Consider the following 22,526-nt stretch of genomic DNA (forward strand, 5'->3'; position numbering starts at 1 on the left):
AATGGCGAGGTTGAGGTTGTCCTAAACGGTGGACATCCTCTCGGGCCTCAGTAATCTCGGGGCCGATGAAACCGAAGGCTTACGCGCGCGCGGGCGTGGATATTGATTTGGGCAACAAGCTCAAGGCGGGCCTGCCGCAATTGCTGGCCGCCACCAGGCGCCCTGAGGTCCTGGGCAAAGTTGGCGGCTTCGGCGGCCTGTTTGCGCTTGACCTTCGCAAATATCGCGAGCCCGTTTTGGTTTCGAGCGTCGATGGCGTAGGCACCAAGCTGAAAATAGCCTTCGCCATGCACCGCCACGACACCATCGGCCAGGACCTGGTCAATCATTGCGTCAACGACATCGCCGTTCTCGGAGCCGAGCCGCTCTTTTTCCTGGATTACATCGGCACCGGCAAACTCGAGCCCCGAGTTTTCACCCAGATTATTCGCGGGTTCGCCAAGGCCTGCGCGGAGAACCGCTGTGCGCTCATCGGCGGCGAGACCGCGCAGATGCCGGGTTTATATCAGCCCGGCGAGTACGATGTCAGCGGCACGATTATCGGCGTTGTCGAGAAGGGCAGGATGCTGGATGGGACCTCGATTCGCCCGGGCGATGCAGTGATCGGGCTGGCTTCCAGTGGGCTGCATACCAACGGCTATTCCCTGGCCAGAAAAATTTTGTTCGACCAAATGAAACTAAAGCCCTCCAGCCGCCTCCCCGATTTTAAGGGAACCCTGGGCGAGGAGTTGCTCAAGGTCCACGTTAGCTACGGGCCTCTGGTGCACACTCTGCTCGAAGGATTTAATGCGCAAAAACCCGCCCGGCAGCCGGCTGCAAGCAAAAGGCGCAGTTTGGCAGGAGGCAAAAAGGCCGTCACGCCCGTGATCAAGGGCCTGGCGCACATCACCGGTGGCGGCTTTGTCGATAACATCCCGCGCGTGCTGCCAAAGCACTGTAACGTCTCGATCCGAAAAGGCTCCTGGCCTATCCCCCCAATCTTTACGCTTTTGCAAAAGCGCCGGGCCTTGCCCGATGCGGAACTGTATCGGGTCTTTAACATGGGGATTGGGATGGTTGTCATCGCAGCTCGGGAACGCGCAGAGGAAGTGCTGCGCTTCATCCTCAAGCGGCGTCAGGCGGCGTGGGTGATTGGGCAGGTCACCAAAGGGCGTGGTCTGGCAACAATCACTTAGCCCTTGAACTTTGGGCTTTGGGCGATACTTTCCCGAGCCGTGGTTTTGGATTTCACCAAGATGAACGGGGCAGGCAACGATTTTTTATTGATTGACAACCGCGCCCAGGGAATCCGCCTGACTCGACCCGAGATCGTGCGTTTGTGCGACCGGCATCGGGGTGTCGGGGCGGACGGGATTATCCTTCTCATCCCCGCCCGGACCTCGCAGGCGGATTGGGCTTGGGAGTTCTTTAACAGCGACGGGAGCATCGGAGAGATGTGCGGCAACGGGGCGCGATGTTTCGCCCGGTTCGTCCAGCGCCGGGTCGGCTGGGACCGCGATCTAACATTCGAGACCGGGGCGGGGCTGATCAGGGCGCATTTCCAGGGCGAGCGCATTCAAGTGACGCTGACGGCCCCCGGCGAAATGCGCCTGAACGAACAACTCCCCTTGGCCGCCGGGCCGCTGGAAGTCCATTCCCTCAACACCGGGGTTCCACATGCCGTCCTGTTTGTGCCGGATGCGGATAAGGCCATGGTCCAGCAATTAGGTCCCGAGATTCGCCGCCATCCTCGCTTCGCCCCCAAAGGCACCAACGTCAATTTTGTTCAGGTGCTTGGCCCCGGGCAAATTCGCGTAAGGACATTCGAGCGGGGCGTGGAAGGCGAAACGCTGGCGTGCGGGACGGGAGTGACCGCCTCAGCCCTGGTGGCGGCGCGCGTGCATCGATTTGGTTCCCCTGTTCAGGTGCGCGTTGAAGGGGGCGACCTGCTCGAAGTGAGCTTCGGGGAGGAGGACGGCGGTTTTGAGCGGGTCTGTTTGACGGGCCCGGCTGAATTTGTCTTTGAGGGCCGAATCGAACTGTAAAGCAAGCCTATGTTCACCGGAACTTACACTGCCATTGTGACGCCATTCAAAGGCGGCCAAATCGACCAAGCCGCTCTCGAACGGCTGGTTAGAAAGCAAATCGCGGGAGGCGTCGATGGCATCGTGCCCGTAGGGACCACTGGCGAATCGCCAACGGTCAATTACGACGAGCATATCCAGATCATCGCTCTTTGTGTTGAATTTGCCGCCCGGCGTATCAAGGTGCTTGCAGGCACAGGCGGCAACTCGACCAGTGAAGCCGTCTATCTGACTGAGCGCGCGGAAGCCGCCGGCGCGGATGGGTCGCTGCAGGTCGCCCCGTATTACAACAAGCCAACCCAGGAAGGCCTCTTCCAACATTTCCGTGAGGTGGCCCGCAAGACGAAGCTTCCGATAGTTTTGTACAGCATCCCCAGCCGCTGCGGCATCGAGATAGCGGTCGAGACCGTTAAACGACTGACAAAAGAATGCCAGAACATCGTAGGCATCAAAGAGGCCGGCGGCAACCCGGACCGGGTGAGCCAATTGCGGGCGGCGGTGGGCTCGCGCTTCGAAATCATGAGCGGGGACGACGCCCTGACACTTTCGTTTATGGCGGTGGGCGCCCAAGGGGTCATCAGCGTTGCCTCGAACATTATCCCGCGCCAAATCGCGCGGATGGTGCAGGCCTTTGCCGGCGGCAATTCCGCCGCGGCAATGAAGTTACACCGGGAATTTTATCCGCTCTTCAAGGATTTATTCATTGAAACCAACCCCGTGCCGATCAAAGCGGCTTTGGCCATGATGGGCCAAATCCACGAGGAATACCGATTGCCGCTGGTGCCCATGAATGCAAAGAATCGCGAAGCGCTTCGCAAGACAATGAAGGTCTGCGGCCTTTTGAAATGAGAATGGGAACCGGTCTCGACCCGCATGCGCCCTGAGACGCCAATTCACCCAATTTAAACCATGACACGACTCATCATCACCGGGTCCAAAGGCCGGATGGGCCGCGCGCTGGCGGCCTGCGCCGCCCACCAACCGGAGCTGCAAATCACGGGCCAAATTGATCAAGGCGACGACCTCACGGCCGTGATTGCTCAGGGCGAAGTGGTCATCGATTTCAGTTCACACAGCGCCACTGCAGGGATTGCATCGCTTTGCGCGGAGCACGGCAAAGCGATGGTCATCGGGACCACCGGCCATTCTCAGGAAGACCGTTCTCAGATCACCGCCTTCAGCAGCCGCATTCCCATCGTGCTTTCGTCGAATTTCTCGACGGGTGTCAATACCCTGTTCTGGTTGACGCGCAAGGCCGCGGAGGTCCTCGGGCCTGAGTTCGACTTGGAAATTGTCGAGATGCATCACCGCCTTAAACGCGACGCACCCAGCGGGACGGCCAAAACGCTGGCCGAAATTCTCGCCGCAGTGCGGCGGCAGCAGCTCGAACAGTCCGTCCGTTACGGGCGCTCGGGCATCGTCGGAGAACGAACGGCAACCGAAATCGGCATCCATTCGGTGCGCGGCGGCGATGTCGTCGGCGACCACACGATAATTTTTGCCGGGGTAGGCGAGCGGGTCGAGTTGACGCATAGGGCCTCGAGCCGGGAGATTTTGGCCAAAGGCGCCTTGCGTGCGGCGCATTGGGTTGTCAAACAGCGCCCCGGCCTCTATGACATGCAGGATGTGCTCGGGCTCAAATGAACCGAATCCAGCCGATGCCACGTGGGCTTTCATAGCGATTGGCTCGAACCTGGGTAATCCCCGGCAAAACGTTTTCGAAGCCATCGAGAGACTAAAGCAGTTTTCCGCCGGTGCGTTGCTGTTGTCTTCGCTGTGGGAAACCACGCCGGTGGACTGTCCACCCGGCTCTCCTCCATTCATCAATGCCGTCGTGGGTCTGCAACCGCTGCCACGAGAAAATCCAGAGAGCCTGCTGGCCCGCTTGCAAAAACTGGAACGGCAATTCGGTCGGCGCAGGCACCTGCCCAACGCGCCGCGGTCGCTGGACCTGGACCTCATCGCTTTTGGAAAGGAAACCCGCGCGACAGAACAATTGAACCTGCCACACCCACGCGCCGTCCAGCGCCGGTTCGTCCTGCAACCGTTGAGCGAGATTGCCCACCGCCTGGTTCTGCCCGGCCAAAGCAAAACCGTGGCGCAATTGCTGGCTGCCTTGCCCCCTGACCCGCGCATGCGTCTTGCGCCAGGCTGAAGATCTTTTTGCGGATTGGAAAAAATCTAACAACAAGCAGCGCCTTGTTCACCGACGAATCTTCGTATTGAAGCCGTTTCCCGAAGGAAACCGCGTTTGTTTGCCTTTCAGCAGCTTCGGCACGTTCATTGCTCAGCCCGCAAGCAGCCCCGGTGCGAACCGGAGGCAACAGCCAATAATTTTTTTGCCGAAACTATGATCAAGAGTACGAAGAAAGCGAAAATTGCGATATTTAAGCCAGAACCGGCGGTTCCTATTCAGTCCAAGCCGGAGCCTGCAAGAGCGGAGCCCGTGAAGATGGCGCCGGTGAAATCCGAAATGCCCAAGCCAGAGCGAATTTCGATTGAATTCGTGCGGCCAGGCGCAAAGCGGGTCTATGTGGCCGGCTCGTTTAATGGCTGGAAACCGGAGGACACCCCGCTCACCGCGGTTGGAAACGGCCTATGGGTGGGCAACCTCAATGTCAAACCGGGCCGCCATGAATACCTTTTCGTGGTCGATGGCCAATGGTTGCCCGATCCCAACGCCAAGGAGCGTGTTCAGAATCCGTTTGGGGGCGTGAATTCTGTTCTGACGGTCCAACAGTAACACAGAAGGCTGGGGAGCTGCGGGTGGGGCGGTGCGCATACCGCCCCACCCGCTTGGGCAATGTAATCTCTATGGAGTGCGCCGGCAGAGCCGTCCTCGGGCTTACTCCGTCCCCGACTTCACTGACCGATTACTCTTTCCTTGAAAGAACGGCTTGAAATGCGCGATTAACTATGGGAAATGATCGCAATGCCCCAAACGCGTCCGGAGCCGTTACCGACCCGGCTGGAATCATCAGTTTCATCAGTTGTTAATCGCCGCCATAAGGCGGCTCTTTCAGAAATCACTGCTTGATGGCGCATTGTTTCCTTAGACTTCATCCCCGAGGGATTGCCTGAGAATGGCCCAGCCCTGGGAGGACAGACGACAAGGGAGTGCGCCTGTTCTCGCGGCAGAGCGGAGCGACGACGGCGATTTCCATTAGATGGGCGATGTGCGTGGGGCGATTCGACCAATCCAAGGCGGTCTCGCCCTACGCTTGCCAACGCTTGCCGCCGCACTCCGTCAGAAGGGGTCTTTCCGCGTTTCGCATACAACCCCCTGGGAGTCGGGAGTCATTCTCGCGATGTTGCTCCCGCTGACGGATGAGTGTTATCCTGGCCGTATGAATGGAATAACCCTCAAGCTCGACTTGGTGCAAATGCGCTGGTTGACGGGCCAGGCCAAAGCACGGGGCCGATCCAAGGGGGCGATTTTGCGCGAACTGATCGAAGAACGAAGGACGGCAAATGGCGCACGGTCTCTTCACGAACGGATGAAGGACCTTTGCGGAAGCCTGGAAGGTTCCCCAACCTTTCCACCCGCAGCCTCAAAGGTCATGGCCGCCATTAAGGTGAGTTGAACAGCGATTCCCTTATCTTCACCACAGACACTGATTTTCAGGTCTATCGGCGTCATGGCCGAGGGGTAATCCCGCTTCTGGCGCCGTTCTAACTGAGCTTATGTCGAAGATTTTGACCCTCGGACATTCACCCGACCCGGATGACGCATTCATGTTTTATGCATTGGCGCATTCCTTGATTCCCACCGAATCGTTCAGATTCGAGCACGTCTTGCAGGACATCCAAACACTGAATGAACGGGCCACTCGCGGCGAATTAGATATCACCGCCATCAGCATCCATGCCTATGCCTACGTCAGCGGCGCCTATGCCTTGCTGCCCACCGGCGCCAGCATGGGCGACGGTTACGGTCCAATGCTGGTTGCAAAACGGAAGCTGTCCAAAGCGGAGGTTGAAAAGGCGACCATCGCGGTGCCCGGCGCCATGACCAGTGCCTTTCTGGCGCTCCAGCTTTGGCTGAATAAACCCGCCAAAGAATTCAAATTCATCGTCGTCCCGTTTGACAGGGTTTTTGATTCCGTCCACTCCGGCGCGGCGGAGGTGGGCTTGATCATTCACGAAGGACAACTGACTTACCAGAAAGAAGGGTTGCAGGTGTGCCAGGACCTCGGGGCCTGGTGGGCGCAAGCCAACGACGGGCTGCCATTGCCCCTGGGCGGCAATGTGATTCACAAGCGCTTTTCACCGCAGGAGCGCAAAAGCATTTCTGATATACTGACCGCGAGCATCCGTTACGGCCTGGAGCATCGGGCCGAGGCGGTGCAACATGCCTTGCAATATGCCCGCAACATGGGAGGCGACCTGGCGGACAAGTTTGTCGGGATGTACGTGAATCATTGGACATTGGATTACGGAGAGAGAGGCCGGCAGGCCATCCAGCGATTTCTGGACCAGGCCCATGACCACGGCCTGATTCCCCATCAACAGCAACTCGAGTTTGTGACATAAAGGCATGCCAGCGCACGCCACACGCCAGGCGCGCTATTCGTCCTTTTGAAGCCTGGGGCCGAGGCCGAACTTCCTGGCAAGGGCTAGTGAGCTGTCCAAGGATTTGACCCCGGCCGTGCAGGTCGCGTCTGAGAGCGAGGCCGAAGCAATGCACACTCCAGTCAGCAGGCAGCGCCCCAGGTCCCATTCCTGGTGCAATCCCAGCAATACACCCGCGCAAAAGGCGTCTCCCGCCCCGGCGGTGCCGGCGATATAATCTGGCGGGAGCTTGAGCGAACGTTGCCAGTAATCCTCGCCCCTGCGGGCGCGGGCAAACGCCCCTTCGGGAAAATGAATGACCACGAGTTCGCGCACGCCCTGTTGCAGCAAAGCCCCGGCCGCATGCCTCAACGCCACCGTATCCAGCGCCCCGTCCGGGCTGCGCATTTTGAAGCCGGTAGTTTTGCCCGCCTCGATTTCGTTGAGAATGCAATAATCGACGTGCTTGAGAGCGGGGTTGACGATTTTTGGAAAGCGGTCGCTGTCCTCGCTGACAACATCGACGCTGGTCTTGACGCCGGCAGCCTGAGCAGCGGCCAGGAGCCGGGCGGCTTTGGTGCCGTATGTGGCGTCGGGCTGGTCCAACGCATCGAGCAACAGGAGGTAGCCCAAATGAAAAATCCGAGGGCGAATCCTGTCGAAATCCAGGTCTGCGCCTTTCCATAAGGCATTGGCGCCGCGGGCATGGAAGAAGGTGCGGCGGCCATGACCCTGCTCGGTCATGACATCGGTGTAGGAAGTGGGGGCTTTGGGAGTTGCTCCGAGGTGGCGCACATCAATTTTGTTTTGGCGGCAATCATCCAGGATGCGCTGGCCCAAGGCATCTTTGCCTACCAGCCCGGCGGCCCAGAGTGGAAAGGGCGCGCGGGAACGCGCCAGGTCCATCAGCACGTTATAGGCAGCCCCACCGGTGCCTTCGGATTGACTGCGAATATTGCTCAGTTGCTCGGGTTGCGGATAGACATCGATCAACTTGACTTGGTCGATGATCCAGTTGCCCCCGGCTAATAAACCGCTCCGGGCATTTGCGCTTTTGAGTTTCATGATGGACCGCGCAGAACGATGGCTTGCGCGCCGCGCCAAAAGTAATTGCGCCGCAGTCCGCAAAGGCTGCAGGCCGCGCCCGCGCGCGGAGAGACTTTGTGGCCTTCTCCATAGTGAAAAAGAACACCAAGCCTCCTGGCAAGCCTATTCTCTCGCAGTAAAAGAATTTCTTTCCAATCGGGAGGGGTTCAGTTAAAGATTTTTCAATGCCTGAGCCGTTGCCAAAGGGAGAACAGGTCTTCCGGGGAATTCCTGTTTCGGGCGGCGTGTGCCGTGGAAAAATTCTCGTGCTGCGTCGAGACCGGCCCGCCATCGCGCGGCGGACGCTGCCGGATGCGCAGTTACCCGACGAGATCAACCGGCTCGAACGGGCGCTGGTCCAGACCCGCCATCAACTGCTCGAGGTCCAGCGCCGCGTCAGTGAAGCCATGGGCGCCGAGGAGGGGAGCATCTTCGACGCGCATTTGCTCGTGCTGGAAGACCGCACCCTGCTCGACGAAATCGTGCGAGTCATCCAGGAAGAAAAGGTCAACGCCGAGTTTGCTTTTCATACCGTCGCTGAGCGCTACGCGGCAACGCTGGCCGCTATCGAGGACGATTACCTCCGCGAGCGCGCGACCGATATGCGCGACGTCAGCTCGCGGGTGTTGAACAACCTGCTCGGTCTCGAAGAGGAACTCGGCCTGCGCCATCTCAAAGAACCGTGCGTCATTATCAGCCATGATCTGACTCCCTCCAATACCGCTCAATTGGACAAGCGCAATGTCCTGGGCTTCGCCACTGATGTCGGCAGCAAAACCTCCCACACCGCTATCATGGCCCGCTCGTTGCGCATCCCGGCGGTCGTCGGCCTCAAGGATGCCAGCAACCGGTTGGAGACGGGCCAATACGCCTTGCTGGATGGCTTCAACGGCCTCATCATCGTCAATCCCACCGACCAGAGCCTCTTCGAATACGGCCAACTGCTCCGCAAGCAAGTCAGCCTTCAGGAGAAACTCAGGGACATCCTCCTCAAGCCCGCCGTTACACTCGACGGTCACCGGGTTTTTCTCTCGGCGAATATCGAGAACCCCGGCGACGCCGAAGCTGTCAAGGCCAACGGCGCCGAAGGGGTTGGCCTGTTTCGCACCGAGTATCTCTTCATTAATCGCGAACTGCCCCCGACCGAAGAGCAGCAATTTCAGGCCTATTCTGAGGCCGCATCCGCCCTCAAGCCGTTGCCGGTCGTTATCCGCACGCTCGACCTGGGCGGGGATAAGTTGATGGCCCACATGCCCCTGCCGCGCGAGCTCAATCCCTTTCTGGGCTGGCGCGCTATCCGCTTTTGCCTCGAGGAGAAGGATATCTTTCGCGAACAGCTTCGGGCCATCCTCCGGGCCAGCGCCCTCGGCAATCTCAAGATGATGTATCCGATGATCTCGGGTTTGGAAGAGCTAAACCAGGCCAATGCGCTGGTCGAAGAGTGCAAAGCCCAATTGCGCAAGGAGAATATCCCCTTTGACGAACATCTCGAGGTGGGGGCTATGATCGAGACGCCATCGGCTGTGGTGGTGGCCGAGTCGCTCGCCAAACGTCTTAAGTTTTTCAGCATCGGCACCAATGACCTCATTCAATATTCACTGGCAGTGGATCGGATGAATGAAAAAATCGCCCATCTCTACGAGCCGACCCATCCGGCCATCGTCCGGCTCATCAAAGCCACCGTCGATGCTGCCCACCACCACAAAATCTGGGTCAGTGTTTGCGGCGAGATGGCCAGTGACCCTGTCCTGGCCCCTCTGCTGCTGGGCCTGGGTGTCGATGAACTTAGCTCCGCCCCGGCCCTGGTCCCTCCGCTTAAATTTCTCATCCGCCGCCTCAAGCTCAGCGAGGCCAGGGAACTGGCCGCCTTTGCCCTGGAATGCGAGTTGGCAGGCGACATCCTGGCGCGCTGCCAGGAACTGGCCCGCCAGATTGCCCCCAGCTTATTCGAAAACAAGTAGCCCATATATGAAGGTTATTATCCTCGCAGCCGGTTATGCTACGCGGCTCTATCCACTAACTCTCACCCGGCCCAAACCGCTCTTGCCCGTCGCCGGCAAGCCCATGGTCGAATACGTCCTGGATAATCTTGCTCCCATCGGTGGTCTGGACCGCATCTACGTCGCCACCAATGCCAAATTCGCAAAACAGTTCGAAGAGTGGTCGCTCAGTTGCCATTCGAAGGCCCACCTCAGTTTTACTATCGTCAATGACGGCTCGACCGATGATTCAAATAAGCTCGGGGCCATCGGGGACATCCATTTCGTGCTCGAGACTCAGAAGGTCGATGACGACCTCATTGTGGTCGCCGGCGATAACCTGTTTAGCGAAAAGCTCGAGGCATTCGGACGCTTCTGCCGCCAAAAAAACGCCCCCGTCGTCGCGGCTTACGATGTAAAGGACCTCGAGCAGGTTAAAAAGTACAGCGCACTCACCCTGGCCCCAGATGGCCGCATCACCTTCTTTGAGGAGAAGCCCAAAAACCCATCAAGCACCGTAACCGCAATCGCCCTCTACTTTTACCCGCGCGCGGCCCTGCCCCTGATTCGGCAGTATGTGGCTGAGGGCAATAATCCCGACCAGCCTGGCCGCCTGGTTCAGTGGCTTTACTCGCGCACACCGGTCTATACGTGGAACGTGCCTGGGATTTGGTTCGATATCGGGTCGAAGGAGACTCTGGAAGAAGCAAACCGGATTTTTGCCAAGGCGCGATCTTGAAACGAGCGCCGGAGAGTGTGAGGCGACAAGTGTTCAGACTGACACGCTCTGACGCTCCACGCCTCGGGCGCGTGTGCCAGCCCTAGCTCCCACGCTCCGTCCTGCCGCCGGCTTGTTGCCATCCGGAAATCCCGGCAGCAAAATGTTTCACGTTCTTATAACCGAGCTTTTCTGCTGCAGCGGCGGCGGATTTGTAGGCCTGGCATCGGGGCCCCGCGCAGTACGCCACCACCAGGGCATCTTTGTTCTTCGGCAATAGACTCGACAACTTCTCCTTATTGCCCACAAAATCAATCGCCCCGGGGATGTGCCCCTCTTTCCATGAATCAGTCCCATTGGCATCCAAAAGCGTCACGCGACTCGATGCCATCGCCGATTTCAGTTCGGCCATTTTGATCTCCGGGTATTGCCCGGCGTAAACCGCAGCCGTCACCAACCACACCGCGCAAAGAATGAAAATCTTTTTCATAACCGTTCGTGCCTTTGTTCTCTGTCTCTTTTCTAGCAGCAGCCGCGCATAAGTCAAACCTGGATTTTCCGCCCAAAACCTCGCCTAAAGGATTTTTTGAACCGCGGAATATGCGGAATACGCGCGACAACCAGGTCCTTTTCGCATACTCCCGCTATTTGGCGGTTTAACTTTTCTCTGCAGGTTGGCTTACAAGAAATGTCTAATCCTTGCCAAAAAATGGTAAGACGCCTTGCCTGGCTTCATTAGCCTCTGATTTAGTGATGATTACGTTCTGTGCTCCTGACCATTCGGCTGCCTCCGGGCATCACGCGACACTTTCGGGTGTGGGCTCGCCTAACAGCGAGTTCTCCTCCTCGCTCCCACCATACCTCCATGGCGACTCACACCCAACTCTTTTACAGCCCTTGATCTTTGCCGCCCGTTGGCCGATCTAATTGGTGTTCAAACGCAATTCATAATGCCTTTGCAGTGCCGAACCGGGCAGCGTTGCCGCCTGTGCGCCCGCCCCCGTTTGCCGGCGCTGGCGTTGGCGCTTCTGGCGCTCGTCATTCTAGACTCCATCACCAGTGCTGCCGCCCAGGAGGTGCGCCCCGCTCGCACACCGAACGGAGGATTGCAGCCCCAGGCAGTGGTCGATTCCAAAGGAGCAGCTCACCTGGTCTATTTGAAAGGCGACCCGGCTCACTGCGATGTCTTTTACAGCCGGCGCGTGGATGGTTCGACTGCTTTTACTGTGCCCATGCGGGTAAACGACGTGCCGGGCAGCGCGATTGCCCTGGGCACCGTCCGCGGCGCGCAGCTTGCCGTAGGATCGAATGGGCGTGTTCATGTGGTCTGGAATGGCTCTCAATCCCAAGGTAACGGCGTCAGAGGCGCCCCTATGCTTTACGCCCGGTTGGATAGTACAGGCCGCCGTTTTGAGCCGCAGCGCAACTTGATGACCTCAACGATAGATTTGGACGGCGGCGGCTCGGTTGCCGTCGGCGCCAATGGCCGCGTCTATGTTTTTTGGCATGGCCATGCCAAAAATGGCCCGGATGATGAGGTGCATCGGGGCGTTTACCTGGCCCTTTCCACTGACGATGGCAGCACCTTTGCCTCGGAACAACGCGTGGCCGTCGGAGGGGTCTGCGCCTGTTGCGGCCTAAAAGCATTCGCCACCGGAACAAACATCGTCGCAGTAGTTTATCGTTCAGCCGATGACCAGGCCAATCGCGACTCGCGGTTGCTGGTCTCTGCTGATGCCGGACAATCTTTCCGCTCCGTCCTGCTGGGCCCCTGGCACATCTCCGCTTGCCCAATGAGCACTCCCGCCCTCGGCCTCGACCCTTCCGGTGCTTTGTTTGCCATGTGGGAGACCGAGGGACAGGTTTATCGCGGCTCGTTCCTGCCTCAGACGCTCGCTCCGCCTGTGCAGGCTTTGCCCGCCGGGGGCACTGGGACGGACCGCAAACACCCGGCCTTTGCTTTCAGCCGCGGCAGAGAGCCCTTTCTGCTCACAACCTGGACCGAAGGCACTGGCTGGGCAAAGGGCGGCAGCCTGGCCTGGGAGTGTATCGACCTGACTCGCGGCGCCAAACGCACCGGCGCCGCCGCGGGGGTCCCACCCTGGACATTTCCTGCCGTGGTGCCCGAGGCAGATGGTTCCTTCACCATTCTGTACTAATGCAGGAGCCGACTAATGTAGGACCCGATGTGGGGAGACCCTAATCAATACGAAGAACCCGCTCAAATTTGAGCCGCCTCACGCCACGGCTTTATTTGATAATCCACAGCGCGCCGTGTAACATCGGCTTACCTGGATGCGTCCGTAGCTCAATTGGATAGAGCTTCTGACTTCGGATCAGAAGGTTGCAGGTTCAAGTCCTGCCGGACGCGCCATTATTATCAACGGCATGCGAATGACAGCAGAATTCGACTCGGCATGTCTCTCGAATGGAAAGCTGAAAGATTCTTCATACATCCAAATCCTTCAATTGCGGGCGCAGGCGCGTCCTGACATAATTGTTGTGGTATTCATCAGTTTCCAATGAGCGGCGAGAACGCACACAGGTCTTTTCCACCATCACCTCGATGCGCTCGTAACCACGCATGAAGACCAATTGACCATTGGAAATAAGCACGGGCACTTGGACAGCTTTTTGTCCACGACCCTGGTGGGGTTCACCCGCAAATATGAAGACAGCACAAGCAATTCAACAAGCCCGGGAAGTAAACCGTTCGCAATCGCGGCGGTTAGCGCTGACTGTGACGATGCAGAATGTAATTCGCTTTTTAGCTGTTCTGGTCGCATCAGCCAATCTGACGGTTGTTGGCCATGAGGTCGTTCTGGAGGACGGCCAACTGCTGGCCGGCTTTGATGCGGATTCGGGCGCGCTGACCCGGCTCGAGAGCAAATCGAGTCATTGGCTCATCGAACGCCGGCCAGAATTGGGTGTGTCGTTCCGGCTGCTGGCCCCGTTGCCGGACCGTCGCGACAATTCTGTTTTGGGCCAAAAGCAGCGCCCCGCTGAGGTTCAAAAGGAGTCCAAAGACCAAGTCCGAATCCAATGGAAGGACCTGCTGAGTGAACACGGCGGCGTGTTGCCCATGACGCTAACGGCAACCGTCACATTAACCAACGGGAGCCTCAGCTTCGGGGCCGAGTTGGAAAACGATTCACCGCTGACGGTGGAGGCCCTCGATTACCCTTGCCTGGGGGACCTCAATGCGCCTGGCCGCGACTCGTCCCTGCAGGTCAGAACGATGTGGTACGGCAATCTGCAAGCCGAGAGCATCTATCCGAATTTCAGCAATGGGAAAGGCTATTGGGGCGTCAATTTCCCCACCAAAACCTTCGATTCGCACCGGAGTCTTTTTTGCTTGATTCAATCGCCTCAAGAAGGGCTTTACGTTGAAATGCAGAACCCGGCCCAGCCGTATTTGCTGCAATACGTTTTTGAGCAGCACCCGGGGTTGCTCTCATCGGTTAACAATCGGGTGGCCGAGACAGATGAAATCTCCGGCGTCCCGGCCCATTTAGAATTCCGCGCCTGCCATTTTCTCTTTGCGCATCCTCATTCGAGGTTGCAACTGGCGCCGGTGGTGCTGCGCTGCTACCGAGGGGACTGGCACGCGGGGGTCGATCTCTACAAACAATGGCGGGCCACATGGTTCAAGCCGGCGCGCCTTCCGCCGTGGGTCACGCACGTGCATTCCTGGGGCATGCTGCGTCTCAACACGCCCGAGGAGGACTACACGATTCCTTACACCAACTTGGTGAAATATGGGGAAGAGTACGCCCGCAATGGTGTGAGGGCCGTGCAGTTGGTGGGCTGGAACAGGGGCGGGCAGGACCGGGACGACCCTTCGCAGGATACTGACCCGAGACTTGGCACACGGCAGGAATTTCAGCAAGCGATTGCGCAAATCCAAACCAAGGGCGTCCAGGTTATCCTGTTTGGCAAGTTGAATTGGGCGGACAAGACAACGGCGCGCTATACGAACGAACTGTATAAGTATGAGGTCAGGGACCCGTATGGCATTCCATACGAACAGGGCGGGTATAGCTATGTGACTCCCACTCAATTGGCGGGCATTAATAATCGGCGCCGGGCCGTCATGGATTTTCTCTGCCCGGCCTATAGGGCCCTGGCCGCCGAAGAATTTGAGAAACTGCTGGGCCTTGGGGCTGCAGGGTGGCTCTTCGACGAGGTCTGCCACCATGGCCCGGCTGAGTATAATTTTGCGCCGGGGCACGGCTACACCCCGCCCGGTTTCGTCTATTTCGGGGACTTGCCCCTGGCTGCAAAGCTGCGCCGGGCCGCCGACAAGGTCAATCCCGGCTTCCTTTTTGCGGGCGAAGGACCCCAGGACTGGTTGATGCAGTACTACCCGGTGTCGGAGACCGGTGTGACGGCCATACCGATATGCCAGTACATCGATTCGCGCCTGCCGATGCTGGCGGGGGTCAGCGGCTTTGATGATCGGGAAATGCTCAACCTGATTTTGCTGAACCGCTACGTGATCATGTATGAGCCTTATTACTATAAAGGCCACTTGGCCGATTTTCCCCAGACCTTGGCTTACGGAAAGAAGATCGATGCGTTGCGCCGGGCGTACAAGGATTATTTGTGGGACGCTGATTTTCGGGATACCCTCGGGGCGAAGGTTACGGCCAACGGACCCGTCCGCTATTCGGTATTCGTGACGACAGCAGGCAAACGGGCGGTCGTGGTCGCCAACCAGGAGTTCAGCAAGGCCTGCCGCGCCACAGTGGAGTTACCAAATGCCCAAAAGCTGGTGGTTGCTACGCCCGAGCATCCCCAAGCCAAGGCAACCAAAGGGGTGCTCGAGGTTCCGGCCCGTTCCGCTGCCGTCATTATGGAACCGTGACCACGCAGAAAGAAACAGGAGGGAACGGAGATTTTTGAGGCGTTTTTGTGGGCAACGGAGGCACAAACGGCGCCTCACCATTCAGTGACCAGCCACAAGGGTGCACGACACAGGCTTCCTGTTCAAACTGAATCGTGCGGCTAAGCGCGGCCTACCACTTGTCGCCCGCGAGCGGGGCTGGTGGTCCTGCGATGCTCGCCCTCCGCAATCTCTTCGAGCATCTTGCGGTTAAAGGCGGGATATCGGCAGGCTCGCGGCTGCCTCGCTAAGAACTTCTGTTGCGGGGTGATACCTGGGCGCCTGCCAACGCAGCCCGATATTGCGACAGCAGCCGGTCCACGCGCGATTGGGCTGCTTTCAACTCGAAGGCGAGTTGGCGCGCGATTGGTTTATCGAGGAGCAACTCGGATGAATCAGCCTTTGCCTCAGCGTCTCGCGAAGGGGCGGGTTGTGCTTTGTGCGCCGCCAAAGACGCGGTCAACTGGTCGTGTTCGCGTTTTTCTGTGGTGATGGTCTCGCGCAAGCGGTAGATGGAGGATAAAACCTCCGCTGCCTGCAACCGTTCGAGTTTGGCATTGGCTGCGGCCAGCTCCGCCTGGAGACTGGTGGCTTGAGGCTGTGGCGAGCCAGGCCTGGCCTTCGCTGTTTTGGCCGCAGACGCCGCATCCGCGGGCGTGCCGTTTAGCCGGCTTTGGATTTCCTGCAACTGTTGCCGCGCGGCGGCAATTTGATCCGCCAACAGAGGCGGATTGGCATCCAACATCGCGACGCGTTTGGCGTCCGCAGCGGACCAGGCCGTGACGCGACCCTGGAAATCCGTGGCAAAGATTCGGCCACCATCATCATCGAACGCAACGCGAAGGGGAAAATCGCCCGAGCAATCGAATTGGCGGACTTTGCTCCCCTTAGCGTCCCAAAGGATCACAGTATTATCACGGCCACAGCTTACCAGGCGCCCGTCACGGGCGTAACTGACACAAAGCGTCCCGGAACGATGGGCGGCCCAGCTTTTGACCTGTTTGCCTTCCTGGAGTTCCCAAAGTTTGATAGTGCCGTCTTCGCTTGATGAAGCCAGGAGTTTGGAATCCGGGCGCCAGCTTAAGGCGGTGACCGCCGATTTATGGCCTGCCAGAGTAAAGAGTTCCTGGCCGGCATCAGGGTCCCAGACGCTGATGCCGCCATTCCGATCCGCAGTGGCCAGCATCTGCCCGTTGGGGCTGAAAGCCACCGCCGTCACCCAGTCGGTATGTTTTTTGATCTTATGCAGCACCTGGCCGGTGCTGGTCGAGAGAATCTTGACCAGACGGCTCGGACCGCCCAAGGCGACTTGGGACTGGTCGGGGCGGATGTCGGCAGCCAGGACGGTGTCGTATTCCTCACCTAACGTCAGCAGATGTTCCCCGCTGGCAACATCCCAAAGGACCACGCGCCCGGATTTGGCCCCGCGCCCGCCACAGGCCAGCAGGAGCTTTCCATTATGGCTGAACTTCAGGCCCACAGGCTGGCCTTCATCAAACGGGAGAATGCCCAGTAATTGCAGGCTTCCAGTATGGAACAGAAGGATTTGCTTTTCTCCAGCCACAGCGACAAGCGGGGCCCAAGGGCTGGCCCCCAAACCAGTGATGGCATTCATGCGGGCGGTGTGGACGACGGGCTCAATCGGCAGGTCCTGGGGCATGGGCGGGGGACCGGTCGGTTTATCGATAGTTTCGGGTTTGAGCGCCAGGTCTATGCCCGAATTGGCGATAGCCACGGCCTTGCCGCCGGCGCTTTCGAGCAGACCATCGCCGATCCATTTTCTGAAAACATCGAGGTCCTTTTCACCAAGTTTGGGCCGGTTCGGGGGCATGAACGGCTCCTCGGCATGCGTCAAGGCCTTCCAAAGTTTGCTCCCATCCGGGTTGCCGGATAAAACAATCGTCCCTGAACCGCTGCCTTTGAGAGCGCTTTGATAGCTGGTCAGGTCGAGGTCGGCCTTTTTTTTATCCGGGTTATGGCATTTAGCGCAGTTGGCCTCGACCAAGGGGAGGATATGGTCGTTGTAATCGATTTTGTCTTGGGCATGAGAAGCAGGAACGGAGAGGCCGCAAGCGCAAAGCCATAGCGCCGCCCAGCAACTCGATTGCGCGAAGCGCCTGGGCTGCCTTGCATGTCGGTGCGGTTGCCAAGGCGCGCGCAGAGCCGCCGTTGCATCATTCATCGCTTTTCCGCCGGTCTTCAATGGTTGAAAACGAATTCTTTGGAATTGAGCAGGGACCAAAAGACGTCATTTAAGACCTGTTCCGGTTTGGCGCCGGACTTAAGAAACGGTTCCAGCTTTGTTAATTCTTCGTCCGTAGGTTTGCGGCTGAAACAGCGCAAGTAGAGGTCCTGGATAATCTCTTCGGGGGTGTTCCCCTTTTTGAGCAGCTTTCTCACCACCCCGCCCTGGTCGATCTTGTTCTCGACGGTGCCTCCGTTCAACAGGTGCAAGGCCTGTGAAAGATTGGGGTCGATCTTCACCTCGCACGAACAGACGGTCGTTCGCGAGGCGCGGCCAAAGGTGGTCAGGAAATAGTTGGCGGTGTTCCCATCGGCGATTTCGACCGCCCGGGCCCCGCGCGGCAGACCGGGGAACTTATCCTGCGTCTCGGTCACCTGGCTGATGCAATCCAGCAGGACCTCAGCCCGAATACGGCGCAGGGCCGCCTTGCTGAAATTGCGGTCGTCCCCGGCGTTGGTGTCATTGGGGATCGAACTGAGTTGATAGGTGCGGGAGGTGCAGATATCGCGCACGAGTCTTTTGAAATCGTATTTATACTCGACCAGCTTTGCCGCCATGGCGCCGAGCAACTCGGGATTCGACGGTGGGTTGCTAATGCGCACGTCATCAACCGGTTCGATCACACCGCGCCCGAGGAAATGGTCCCAGATGATGTTGGCCACGTTGCGCGCGAAGTAAGGGTTCTGGGGCGAAGTCAGCCACCGCGCCAAGACAACACGGCGCGGCTCGTCTTTGATTTGGGGGGTGTCACCGCCCAGGAATTTGGGCCGCATCACGGCGCCGGTGACCGGGTGTTTGACCTCGCCGCTTCCCCGATCAAAAATAACCGTCTCTCGCGGGTCATCGCCCGGCTTGCGCCCGACCTGGGCGAAGAAGGCGGCGAAGCCGTAATAATCGTTCAGGGTCCAGCGATCAAAGGGGTGATTGTGGCATTGGGCGCATTGGATGCGCATGCCCATGAACACTTGGGCCGTATTTTCGGCCAGCTTCAGGGTGTCCGGCTCGATCTGGTAATAGTTAGCTGCGGGGTCGCGCAGGTTGCTGCCCGAAGCCGTCAGGAGGCTCTGCACAATCCGGTCCAGAGGCACGTTGGTCTGAATCTGATCGCGCAGCCATTCGAAATAAGCCAACGCCGCCTTGGGATACACCATGTTATCACGAGAGCGGATTTCCAGCAGCTCCGCCCATTTCATGACCCACAATTCCGCGAATTCCTTTCGACCGAGCAACTGGTCAACCAAGCGCGCGCGACGGGCCGGGTCTTTGTTGGCGGCGAACTTTTCAATCTCCTCCGCTGTGGGCAGGGTGCCGGTGATATCGAGGAATGCCCGGCGCAGAAAGGTGGTGTTGTCGCAGACAGCAGAAGGGATTAGCCTCAGCTTCTTCAATTTGCCGTAAACGGCCTCGTCAATGTAATTGCGGGCGGCGATGTCGGGCCAGCGATAGGGCAGGTTGGCCGGGATGACGATGATTTGGGCGCCGACGTTGAATTCGCCAAAACGCGCCTGGATGAAGGCCTCCCCGCGCTGGCCGGCTGTGACAGTGCCATCCTCGGCGACCCGTGCGGCGCCTTCATTGTTGCTGAGAAAAACGGTCAAGGGCGTGACATCCCGCAGCACACCATCGGAATAATGGGCCTGCACGACGAAGCGCTGCACGCTATTGGAACCGGCCAGCACGGCAGACTTGGGAAAGATTTCGATACCGATGAGTTTGGCGATATTGGGCGGGTCATTGGTGGCGCCCGCCGCAAGCCATTTGACAAGCGTTTGGCACAGATCACTGTTGGTCCCAAACCGCACGCCCCCGGTATGCTGCACGGCTCCCAGGCCTTTCTGCACGATAAGGCTCTCTTGGGGAATTCCCAGATTAACCCGCCGGCCAATCTGTTCGCGGGTCAGGCGGTAGTAATCGCCATCGGGATCAAAACCAAAAAGTGACAGGTGAAATCCGTCTTTGCCTCGCGAGGTGCCATGGCAGGCGCCGGCGTTGCAACCGGCCTTGGTAAAGACGGGCATCACATCGAGCTTGAAACTGACAGCCGCCCGCACGAGCGCATTCGAGACGGTGACCGGCACGACAACCGTGCGGCCATCGAACACGACGCGTAAATCGGTCCGGCCATCACCGGCGGGAATCAGTGTGGTCTTTTCGATGCGGGCAATTCCCTCATTGCCGCTGCTCAAGGCGGCTTGCGAGGTCACGTCCCGGGTGATGCCATCGGCATAGTTGGCTTGCACATCCACCTGTTGGCGCGCACTGGCCGAGACAAGCTGGATGACAGGAGGATAGACTTTGATGTCGGAGGCCGGCGCACTCGGGGAGGCACTGACCGGCAAGCCGCTCCAGGCCAAAACGACTACAAAAACAAAACACCTGCGGCTAGTCCGCGCGAAGCGTCTTGGACTGCACCAGTCCTCTGGCGCTTTTGAACTGCCTAAAGTTTTCAGAATTTGAAACGGCACAGGTCTGCTTCCTTTCACCTTCCGCCCGCTGAGGCTAGTTTGGTTTCGGCCTTTCTCGGAGGCAGCACGCGGAGGATGCCGCCATGAGCGATTGTATGGGCAATGGTCTCCCCGTTTTGTTTGATATCGACTGTGCAAAAGAGGTCTCGGTGCGAACCGAGCGAGCACTTTGGATCGGCTGTCACTTCGAAGACGACCTCCGAATCATCCTTAGTTATCTCCTTGGCAGGGGCGGTAATCTTATCAGGTAAACCGCGCAAAGTGACAAGCGCTTTGCCTTCAAAGGGCTTGGCATGCTGCAGAGTCACAGTGAGCTGGGCTGTTTTGCCGGGATTGAGCCGAAGCGTCTCGATCTTCCCTGTCAGGAAAGGCGCTGCGACTTCCAGGTCCGCCAGTTGAGACGATACGAAAACCGGGCCTCCCTCGACGTTCGCTTGACCCAAGACCGCAATCTTCCAAACCCGTGCTTCGGCGCCCCCCGCATTGAGCTGGTACACCACGTTGGTTTCCCCCTTGGGAATAGTCGCTTCGGATTGGGAACTCACACCGGGCGGGTTCCATACCATATGAACCTCGATGGGTTCGTCGAAGGCGGGGTCGCGCTGGGCAACGATTTCCAAAGGCATTGAGCCGCCTTGAACCAGTGGGACCTTCGGCTGAACAATAGCGACCCTAAACGGCGCCTCTTTGGTCACCGCAACGCATAGCTTATCCACGCGCGTGCCATAGAAGCTCGCGCCATTGGGGCCCTCGACCAATTCCACGTCCTGACGAAACTTTCCAATAACCTGGCTTGTCCCGTTGGTCCCGGTAGCGGTCAGGTCAAGCAGCTTGCAGCCGATTGGCGCATCGGCAGCCGCCTCAAAAACCAGCGGCATCTGCTCCACATTCCGCGGCATGGTGTCGGCCAGCATCGTCACCCCTTGTGGTAACCCCTCGATGTGAAAATCGAGGTCCCCGCCAAAATTCGCGCGCTTGGCCGATATGAGGGTGGCAAAGCGGTTGCCGCGCGGCACGACGATGTACTGGCGCGATTGGGTGTCGTTGCGCGATACCTCAGGGATTTTCAACGTCACTCCCGCTTCAACCGGTGTGACCTCGACGCGGTACACGAAATCCCGTCCGCCTTGCCCGAGGGTGTCGCGCACGCGCATAAAGTAGTTGGTGGTTTCAGACGGCGTGAACTTCAACGAGCTGTCCGCCCCCTGGGCGTCGTCATTGGACGCGATGCTGTGGCCGCGGGCATCGAATATCTCGAGAACCGAATCCATCGGCGAGCGGAGGCGCCGCGCAAAAACGCTCACATCGAGCGCAGCGCCCTTGTGTGCCGGGAATTTATACCAATCCTCCTGCCCCTTTTTCTCGATGATGCCATTGAAAGCCAGCGGCGGGAGCAGGTCGGTTGCGGCGGCGTGGTCGCGATCATGGTTTGTTGCCACGAAGGGCACGTTCGGGAAATCCGACACGCGAATCCAGTTCGGGGAAGGGGCCGGCAAGCTGTCCAACTGGGCATAAACCCCGAATTTTTCACCGGCACGTTCCGGCAGCTTTAGTTCGTTGGTAAAAGCTCCAGTGGCCTCGCTAAAAAATGTTAAAGCGAGCGGTTCGCCCGCTTTGCCACCCGGCGGGAAGACCGAATCGGGCCGTGGAAACGAGCCGATATGGAGCCGGTAATGGCAATCGTTGCCGCCGCCATAGCCGGCCTCGCGTAAACGAACGACGTACGTCCCATCTTCAGACGCCGCAAGGCTGATGAAGGGGTCTTGCATGGCCAGCCAGGTATCATCGACATCCGCCAAAACTGCCCCGCGCGGGTCCAGCACCGTCAGCCGCGCATCCAGCGAACTGCGCCCCAGCCGCATCGCCTCCACCTCCGCCGAGAGGCGTTGACCTTTCTTCATCTCCACCGCGAAGCAGTCCACGTCTTCGTTCTTGATTACACCGGCAACGGTGCAGTTGAGAGGGACTTTTTGGGCGTTCGTTGGATCATTATTCGGTTCCATTTCGTCAATCGCAGGAAACGGTCCGACAAAGAAAGTGCGCAGCTCCGAAAGGCCGGAGGCGGTTCGCACGCGCAGATGGTATTCGCCAAGGGGGCAATCAGCGGCGAGCTTCAACCGCGCTTTGACCAGCTTGTTGGTGACCTCACCAAGCCCCGCGACTTGAATACCCGGTTCGTAACAAAGGATTTCCTGCGCGTCCTGCAAGCGGTCGCCGGCAAAGGTGACTTCAAGTTCCGTGCCGCGCTGACCGCCGGTGGGCAGGAGGGAGGCAACATGGGGCGAGCCGGCCGTCGCGGTGAGGACGACGCAAAAGAAAGACAACAACGAGACAGCCGCTCTAGTACTGTGACACAGGCGTTTCGAGACCGAGGGCCTTTTCTCCCTGGCCCTCTCCTCCAAAGGATGAGAGGGAATTGCTTTCCGGCGCATGTGACGAAACTTAGTTGCCAGTTTACTAGCGAGGCCTGCCCTCAGACTGTGGCTCGGACATCTTGCCCGAGTCCCCACGGCCGAGACGCCCGTGCAACGGCC

At 58.7% G+C, this 22,526-nt stretch carries 18 protein-coding genes and 1 tRNA gene; 13 read left to right on the forward strand and 6 right to left on the reverse strand.

The window, feature by feature from the left end; translation table 11 throughout:
• The first annotated feature begins 65 nt into the window (after positions 1 to 65).
• The 8 genes from purM to VG146_10940 all read left to right on the forward strand — a co-directional run bounded on the left by purM (position 66) and on the right by VG146_10940 (position 6,596).
• Positions 66 to 1,175 (forward strand): phosphoribosylformylglycinamidine cyclo-ligase, encoded by a 1,110-nt coding sequence (gene purM / locus VG146_10905; protein ID HEV2392855.1) that lies wholly within the window; start codon positions 66 to 68, stop codon positions 1,173 to 1,175.
• Positions 1,176 to 1,178: 3 nt separating this feature from the next.
• Complete coding sequence (gene dapF / locus VG146_10910; GenBank protein ID HEV2392856.1) at positions 1,179 to 2,024, forward strand: diaminopimelate epimerase; 846 nt, start codon at positions 1,179 to 1,181, stop codon at positions 2,022 to 2,024.
• A gap of 9 nt (positions 2,025 to 2,033) precedes the next feature.
• Entirely contained in the window at positions 2,034 to 2,912 is an 879-nt protein-coding gene (gene dapA / locus VG146_10915; GenBank protein ID HEV2392857.1) for a 4-hydroxy-tetrahydrodipicolinate synthase, read from the forward strand.
• 60 nt (positions 2,913 to 2,972) lie between these two features.
• Positions 2,973 to 3,707, forward strand: a complete 735-nt coding sequence (dapB, locus tag VG146_10920; GenBank protein HEV2392858.1) for a 4-hydroxy-tetrahydrodipicolinate reductase — start codon at positions 2,973 to 2,975, stop codon at positions 3,705 to 3,707.
• Positions 3,688 to 4,218 carry a 2-amino-4-hydroxy-6-hydroxymethyldihydropteridine diphosphokinase gene (gene folK / locus VG146_10925; GenBank protein ID HEV2392859.1) on the forward strand — a complete coding sequence of 177 codons (531 nt, stop codon included), beginning with the start codon at positions 3,688 to 3,690 and terminating at the stop codon, positions 4,216 to 4,218. The genes dapB and folK overlap by 20 nt, the downstream gene beginning before the upstream one ends.
• Before the next feature lie 297 nt (positions 4,219 to 4,515).
• Positions 4,516 to 4,806: a glycogen-binding domain-containing protein gene (locus VG146_10930; protein HEV2392860.1), complete on the forward strand. Its 291-nt coding sequence runs from the start codon at positions 4,516 to 4,518 to the stop codon at positions 4,804 to 4,806.
• 604 nt (positions 4,807 to 5,410) lie between these two features.
• Positions 5,411 to 5,647 carry a hypothetical protein gene (locus VG146_10935; GenBank protein ID HEV2392861.1) on the forward strand — a complete coding sequence of 79 codons (237 nt, stop codon included), beginning with the start codon at positions 5,411 to 5,413 and terminating at the stop codon, positions 5,645 to 5,647.
• Positions 5,648 to 5,747: 100 nt separating this feature from the next.
• Positions 5,748 to 6,596, forward strand: a complete 849-nt coding sequence (locus VG146_10940) for an MqnA/MqnD/SBP family protein (protein HEV2392862.1) — start codon at positions 5,748 to 5,750, stop codon at positions 6,594 to 6,596.
• Between the two features lie 33 nt (positions 6,597 to 6,629).
• On the opposite strand, the gene VG146_10945 is transcribed toward VG146_10940, so the two are convergent.
• Positions 6,630 to 7,679: a carbohydrate kinase family protein gene (locus VG146_10945; GenBank protein HEV2392863.1), complete on the reverse strand. Its 1,050-nt coding sequence runs from the start codon at positions 7,677 to 7,679 to the stop codon at positions 6,630 to 6,632.
• A gap of 206 nt (positions 7,680 to 7,885) precedes the next feature.
• Here VG146_10945 and ptsP point away from each other — a divergent pair, with 206 nt between their 5' ends.
• Together ptsP and VG146_10955 are read left to right on the forward strand one after the other, a co-directional pair.
• The gene (gene ptsP, locus VG146_10950; GenBank protein HEV2392864.1) at positions 7,886 to 9,661 is read left to right on the forward strand and encodes a phosphoenolpyruvate--protein phosphotransferase; all 1,776 of its coding nucleotides are present in this window, start codon (positions 7,886 to 7,888) and stop codon (positions 9,659 to 9,661) included.
• A 7-nt stretch (positions 9,662 to 9,668) separates the two neighbouring features.
• On the forward strand, positions 9,669 to 10,418 hold the full coding sequence (locus VG146_10955; GenBank protein ID HEV2392865.1) for a nucleotidyltransferase family protein: 750 nt from the start codon (positions 9,669 to 9,671) through the stop codon (positions 10,416 to 10,418).
• Between the two features lie 82 nt (positions 10,419 to 10,500).
• Here the strand turns inward: VG146_10955 and VG146_10960 are convergent, their stop codons facing one another.
• On the reverse strand, positions 10,501 to 10,887 hold the full coding sequence (locus tag VG146_10960; protein ID HEV2392866.1) for a rhodanese-like domain-containing protein: 387 nt from the start codon (positions 10,885 to 10,887) through the stop codon (positions 10,501 to 10,503).
• 460 nt (positions 10,888 to 11,347) lie between these two features.
• Here VG146_10960 and VG146_10965 point away from each other — a divergent pair, with 460 nt between their 5' ends.
• A complete protein-coding gene (locus VG146_10965) occupies positions 11,348 to 12,556 on the forward strand; it encodes a hypothetical protein (GenBank protein HEV2392867.1) in 1,209 nt (402 codons plus the stop codon).
• Between the two features lie 138 nt (positions 12,557 to 12,694).
• A tRNA-Arg gene (locus VG146_10970) sits at positions 12,695 to 12,771 on the forward strand.
• A gap of 74 nt (positions 12,772 to 12,845) precedes the next feature.
• On the opposite strand, the gene VG146_10975 is transcribed toward VG146_10970, so the two are convergent.
• The gene (locus VG146_10975; GenBank protein HEV2392868.1) at positions 12,846 to 13,013 is read right to left on the reverse strand and encodes a hypothetical protein; all 168 of its coding nucleotides are present in this window, start codon (positions 13,011 to 13,013) and stop codon (positions 12,846 to 12,848) included.
• A gap of 130 nt (positions 13,014 to 13,143) precedes the next feature.
• Between VG146_10975 and VG146_10980 the strand changes: the two genes are divergently transcribed.
• Positions 13,144 to 15,264 (forward strand): DUF6259 domain-containing protein, encoded by a 2,121-nt coding sequence (locus VG146_10980; protein ID HEV2392869.1) that lies wholly within the window; start codon positions 13,144 to 13,146, stop codon positions 15,262 to 15,264.
• 265 nt (positions 15,265 to 15,529) lie between these two features.
• Here the strand turns inward: VG146_10980 and VG146_10985 are convergent, their stop codons facing one another.
• The 3 genes from VG146_10985 to VG146_10995 form a co-directional block, all read right to left on the reverse strand.
• On the reverse strand, positions 15,530 to 17,464 hold the full coding sequence (locus tag VG146_10985) for a c-type cytochrome domain-containing protein (protein HEV2392870.1): 1,935 nt from the start codon (positions 17,462 to 17,464) through the stop codon (positions 15,530 to 15,532).
• A 17-nt stretch (positions 17,465 to 17,481) separates the two neighbouring features.
• Positions 17,482 to 19,881, reverse strand: a complete 2,400-nt coding sequence (locus VG146_10990) for a DUF1549 and DUF1553 domain-containing protein (GenBank protein ID HEV2392871.1) — start codon at positions 19,879 to 19,881, stop codon at positions 17,482 to 17,484.
• A gap of 125 nt (positions 19,882 to 20,006) precedes the next feature.
• Complete coding sequence (locus VG146_10995; protein HEV2392872.1) at positions 20,007 to 22,424, reverse strand: PPC domain-containing protein; 2,418 nt, start codon at positions 22,422 to 22,424, stop codon at positions 20,007 to 20,009.
• Between the last annotated feature and the right edge of the window lie 102 nt (positions 22,425 to 22,526).

Source organism: Verrucomicrobiia bacterium (assembly GCA_035946615.1).
In the GTDB taxonomy this organism is placed as follows: domain Bacteria; phylum Verrucomicrobiota; class Verrucomicrobiia; order Limisphaerales; family UBA8199; genus DASYZB01.

What these genes read in the sequence shown, in the direction of transcription:
- purM (HEV2392855.1), top strand. Translation starts at nt 66, where the DNA reads ATGAAACCGAAGGCTTACGCGCGCGCGGGCGTGGATATTGATTTGGGC.
- dapA (HEV2392857.1), top strand. Translation starts at nt 2,034, where the DNA reads ATGTTCACCGGAACTTACACTGCCATTGTGACGCCATTCAAAGGCGGC.
- dapB (HEV2392858.1), top strand. Translation starts at nt 2,973, where the DNA reads ATGACACGACTCATCATCACCGGGTCCAAAGGCCGGATGGGCCGCGCG.
- folK (HEV2392859.1), top strand. Translation starts at nt 3,688, where the DNA reads ATGTGCTCGGGCTCAAATGAACCGAATCCAGCCGATGCCACGTGGGCT.
- VG146_10930 (HEV2392860.1), top strand. Translation starts at nt 4,516, where the DNA reads ATGGCGCCGGTGAAATCCGAAATGCCCAAGCCAGAGCGAATTTCGATT.
- VG146_10935 (HEV2392861.1), top strand. Translation starts at nt 5,411, where the DNA reads ATGAATGGAATAACCCTCAAGCTCGACTTGGTGCAAATGCGCTGGTTG.
- VG146_10940 (HEV2392862.1), top strand. Translation starts at nt 5,748, where the DNA reads ATGTCGAAGATTTTGACCCTCGGACATTCACCCGACCCGGATGACGCA.
- VG146_10945 (HEV2392863.1), bottom strand. Translation starts at nt 7,679, where the DNA reads ATGAAACTCAAAAGCGCAAATGCCCGGAGCGGTTTATTAGCCGGGGGC.
- ptsP (HEV2392864.1), top strand. Translation starts at nt 7,886, where the DNA reads ATGCCTGAGCCGTTGCCAAAGGGAGAACAGGTCTTCCGGGGAATTCCT.
- VG146_10955 (HEV2392865.1), top strand. Translation starts at nt 9,669, where the DNA reads ATGAAGGTTATTATCCTCGCAGCCGGTTATGCTACGCGGCTCTATCCA.
- VG146_10960 (HEV2392866.1), bottom strand. Translation starts at nt 10,887, where the DNA reads ATGAAAAAGATTTTCATTCTTTGCGCGGTGTGGTTGGTGACGGCTGCG.
- VG146_10965 (HEV2392867.1), top strand. Translation starts at nt 11,348, where the DNA reads ATGCCTTTGCAGTGCCGAACCGGGCAGCGTTGCCGCCTGTGCGCCCGC.
- VG146_10980 (HEV2392869.1), top strand. Translation starts at nt 13,144, where the DNA reads ATGCAGAATGTAATTCGCTTTTTAGCTGTTCTGGTCGCATCAGCCAAT.
- VG146_10985 (HEV2392870.1), bottom strand. Translation starts at nt 17,464, where the DNA reads ATGAATGATGCAACGGCGGCTCTGCGCGCGCCTTGGCAACCGCACCGA.
- VG146_10995 (HEV2392872.1), bottom strand. Translation starts at nt 22,424, where the DNA reads ATGCGCCGGAAAGCAATTCCCTCTCATCCTTTGGAGGAGAGGGCCAGG.